The organism is Ideonella sp. P3_A4 (assembly GCF_056403075.1).
Map to the genome: position 1 here is coordinate 1 of NZ_JBFUGE010000684.1, position 2,995 is coordinate 2,995.

General features: G+C 56.8%; 2 protein-coding genes. Both read left to right on the forward strand.

The window, feature by feature from the left end:
• Positions 1–81: 81 nt before the first annotated feature.
• Positions 82–663: a hypothetical protein gene (locus tag AC1DYI_RS31120; RefSeq protein ID WP_477207980.1), complete on the forward strand. Its 582-nt coding sequence runs from the start codon at positions 82–84 to the stop codon at positions 661–663.
• A 1,938-nt stretch (positions 664–2,601) separates the two neighbouring features.
• A partial coding sequence (locus AC1DYI_RS31125) for a hypothetical protein (RefSeq protein WP_477207981.1) occupies positions 2,602–2,995 on the forward strand: 394 nt, incomplete at its 3' end.

The window sequence follows — 2,995 nt, forward strand, 5'->3', positions numbered from 1 at the left end:
CCCGATGCCTAACCCCTCCGTCAAGGGGACTGGCCTGCGGCCAGCCCCTTAYGTCGAACGTTAAGCGCCATGAGTATTTCCGTGCGTCACTTCACCGTTACGCTTGCCCTTCTCGCTTCGGCGGCACACGCAGATTCTCCGTTGCCTCCGCCGCAGAGAGTCGTTTCGTGCTCTAAGTCTGGTGAGGTGTGCGCCGAGTCCGACCCAAACACAAAAACCACCGCAATCGTCAACAAGCCCAAAGCCGAAGTGCTTTGGTCTATCAAGGGCTGGCACCGGTGGCTGTTCGTGGCTGAGGACGGCAAGTCCGTCGCTGTGGGCTATGGCGGCATGAATCTTGTTCCTGCCGAAAGCGATCTGCAGCTAGAAGTCTTGCACTTCTACAATCAAGGTAGGTTGGTTCGCAGCATTAAGCTCGCGGATCTCTATAGCGATCTCACGCAACTCATCCGAACCGCATCGCATCTTGCATGGGTGCGCTCTATTCATGTCAATCACGGCAACCAGCTGGTCGTCGAGCTAGTCTCCGGTGGCAGTGTGGCCTTCGCCATGGAGTCGGGTGAGCGTCAAGCTCAAATCCGCGAGGCGCCTAACCCCTCCGTCAAGGGGACGTCCACAAGCGGGCTTCGCCCACTTGCGGCCGCCCCTTACGTCGAACGTTAGGCCTCATCGAAACAGCCAAGTCGTCATAGCCTCAACCGTCGCAGCAGGAGCTATCCGTCTATGGATACTTTCGCTTGTCTGGCTCACCTGCGAGAATGCCCACCGATGGACAGCACTTTTGGTCGAAGACATCCAGTCGTAGGCATATGGCCCGCCTATGCCCGCATCTGGCTATGTAATTTGATGTCTAAAACACGTTAAGCAAAGTCAGGAATGCCTCTTCCTTAGTGTCGAGTCTCATTTGCCATCCAAACTGGCACAGTGCAACACGTCGGCCTTCGAGCGCCCAGCCACCCAAGAGCAGCCCAGCGGCTGTCAGGCCGATCAGTACTCGCTCGAAGCCCTCTGCCACTCCAACGTTGGCTTGCTTGGTCTTCCGGGTGAAAATACAGGCAAACGGGGCTACCCAATGGTCGGGTAGCAGGAACCGAAATGCCGCAAGTCGCCAGGTGCCTTCGTTCACCCTCGCCGCGATCTGGGAACCCAATCGCTCCGTTGGTGCCCTCGCGTTCCTGTCACAGCCTTGCTCAACGTCGCTCGCCTAACATCTCCGTCAAGGGGACGTCTTGCGGCAAGCCGCAAGGCGCCCCTTACGTCGGACGTTAGACCTCTACCTCTTCCACGAAGAATCGCATTCGTCGCCCTCTCAAATCCAATGCGCCTCCTCACAGCACTCATACTTCTTCTCGTCCAGCATCAGGTTCACGCTGCAGCGGCAACATATCGCGTCTCGTCCGTCACGATTCGTGAGCCGCTCGCACCTGAATGGCGAGTTCAAAGCAAATCAGAGCATCGCGTTGTGTTCTTTCATCGCGACACGGAAACTKACTCAGACTTCATAGCCATCGGAAGCCACTTCGAACCGCAGTGGCCAAGTAGCGACGCCGATTTCCTGCAGGAGTTCAAGAAGCACGCTGAGGCCTCCAATGCAACCCTCCAGCGTGTCCTGTCGTCACAATTCGAGCTAACCCGCGAACGCGGATACCTTTGCGCACGTGCGTTCGTTGTTGGCGAAGAGTCGTCGAACACCCCCGATTCGGCGTCGCGTCTCCCAGTACGAGTACATGCACGAACTCTCGCCTGCCGAAGAGGCTCCCCAAGCCGCGATGGCCTATTTGCCTTCTTTCAGTATGTCAGCCAAGATCCGTCTGAGGCTCTCGATTCGCAGGCTGAGTCCTTCATTCAAGGGGTTCAGTTCTATGAGCGTAAGTAGTCAGCGTATGACTATGCTCAAGAGGTCTAACCCCTCGGTCAAGGGGACCTGCCTTCGGCAGGCCCCTTACCTCGAACGTTAGGCAGCAAGTGAAGCGCTATTCCGCAATCCTCCCGCTGGCCATATCGGCTGCCGGCTGCGCCCTCGGAACCTCAACTGAGCGCATGACGTACCCCGATCGCTGGCCGCCCTTGGTCAGCATTCCGACATGTGCCTCGCTACCAGGCCGCTACACGCCAATGGCGGAGAACGCACAGCCCTCTTCAAACAGCGTCAATAGCCCAACACTCTTTGGTCTTTTCAGAAGTCCAGTCACGAAGAGCGCCACACATGTCCAGCTAGAACTAAATCAAGAACAAAGCATTCTTGTGTTGCGTGCATATGAAGGTGACGTTGTGCGTCAAGAGATATCGGTGCCAGTCACCTGTGTCAATGGCTCACTGGTTCACCTCGACCAGGCCAGTGGTAGCGGCGACGGTACATCTTCAGAGTGGCACCGAAAGGTCACGTTGACGAAGGCCACCGATGGATCACTGGTGGCGCACACATATGGGATAGTTCGGAGTTCTGACCTGCTGTTTAGGTGGGGCACAACTATGACACCCTGTATAGATTCGTCGCAAGAGAGTCCCAGTAGATCTATGGAGCTGCCTAACCCCTCCGTCAAGGGGACGTCCCGCAGGCGGGCCGCCCCTTACGTCGAACGTTAGGGATCCCCAACCAACATGGAAGCGTGGCACGGCACTCATGTAAGGTTCGAGTCGTTCTCGACAGAGTTCATCGGTTCCGGAAAAGGCGACAACCCTATTGGCTGGGGTTTCTACTTTTCTGAAAGCCGCAGGCTCGGCGAGTACTACGCTCGCCGAGCCTGCGATACAAGGGGCTTGGGGTTTCTCTATCGGGTTGAGCTCGCCATCTCGGAAAGAGAGATCATTCAGCTTGGCAACGAAGACGAACCACTATCCCGCAAGTTTCTCTGGTCTCAATACAACTCTCGGCGGCAAAGCGCAGGTAGCGAGGTCTATGCCAAGACGCTTCGCTTCGCCAACTGCCACGCGGTGGTTACCAGCGAAGACAACGATCCGTCTCGCGACACAGTCATTCTTTGCATGTCTCCTG